This is a genomic window from Thioclava dalianensis, from assembly GCF_000715505.1.
GTDB classification, from domain to species: domain Bacteria; phylum Pseudomonadota; class Alphaproteobacteria; order Rhodobacterales; family Rhodobacteraceae; genus Thioclava; species Thioclava dalianensis.
This window is the reverse complement of the sequence record NZ_JHEH01000090.1, coordinates 1-1,051: the sequence shown is the minus strand read 5'-3', so window position 1 is coordinate 1,051 and position 1,051 is coordinate 1. Positions and strand designations below refer to the sequence as shown.

The window sequence follows — 1,051 nt, the reverse complement described above, 5'->3', positions numbered from 1 at the left end:
GGCGTTGTTGCAGAAGTCGTCTTCGAGACGAGCTTCCCCCTTCCCGCCGAAACCTCAGGCGACGCGCTCAATCTCGGCTTGGCCGAGAGAGTTGAAGCGGTTCATGAGGGCGATGCGGATGTGAATTTCGGCGGTCTGGCGGTCGGGGTCTCGTGAGGCGATCCTCTCTCCGAAGGACTTGAGGCAGCGCATTTTCGCCTCGATCCGGCTTCGGATGTGATAGCCGGACCAGTTTTTCCAGATCGCTCGCCCAAGGAGCCGGGTGGCGCGCAGGATGTCATTGCGCGCCCTCGCAGCAGGGCAGTCCTCTTTCCAGACGCGTCCATTCTTGCGAATGGGGATGATTGCGGTGCCGCCCCGTGCGAGGATTGCGGCATGACAGCGGCGGGTGTCGAAGGCCCCATCACCGGTCACGGTGCCGATCTCCTGATCCGGCGGGATCTGGTCGAGGAGGTCCGGCAGGACGGGGCTATCGCCCTCGCGGCTGGACGTGAATTCCACGGCCAGGATGTCGCCCGAGCCCGTGTCCATCGCCAAATGGACCTTGCGGTATTGGCGTCTGCGATGCGTGCCGTGCTTGCGAGCGAGCCACTCTCCATCCCCGAGAAACTTGATCCCTGTGCTGTCGACCAACAGGTTGAGGGGACCTGCCGACCGGCGGCTCGAGACCTCGACAGTGATGGTCTTTTGCCTACGGCTCAGGGTGGAGAAGTCGGGGACAGGCCAATCCAGCCCCGCCATCTGCAGGATGCTCGACACCATCCCGGTCGTTTGCCGAAGCGGCAGGCCAAATAGCACCTTCACCATCAAACAGAACTGGATCGCTGCATCGGAGAACACCGGCGGTCGCCCCATGCGACCTGCCTTGGGCGCCAGCCACACCATGTCCTTGTCGAGCCAGATCAGCAGCGACCCGCGCCGCTTCAGGGCTTCGTTGTAGGATTTCCAGTTCGTCGTGCGGTAGCGGGTAGGGTCAGGCTTGCTCATGGCCGACCTCTTAACCTACCGGATTCGCAAGGTGAATCCTTCCAGCGCTGACTTCTGCAACAAC

1 protein-coding gene is annotated in these 1,051 nt (G+C 62.5%); it reads right to left on the bottom strand.

Annotation, left to right across the window (positions count from 1 at the left end; genetic code table 11):
- Nucleotides 1-54: 54 nt before the first annotated feature.
- Nucleotides 55-987 (bottom strand): IS5 family transposase, encoded by a 933-nt coding sequence (locus DL1_RS20640; protein ID WP_038070286.1) that lies wholly within the window; start codon nt 985-987, stop codon nt 55-57.
- Nucleotides 988-1,051: the final 64 nt, after the last annotated feature.

What these genes read in the sequence shown, in the direction of transcription:
- DL1_RS20640 (WP_038070286.1), bottom strand. Translation starts at nt 987, where the DNA reads ATGAGCAAGCCTGACCCTACCCGCTACCGCACGACGAACTGGAAATCC.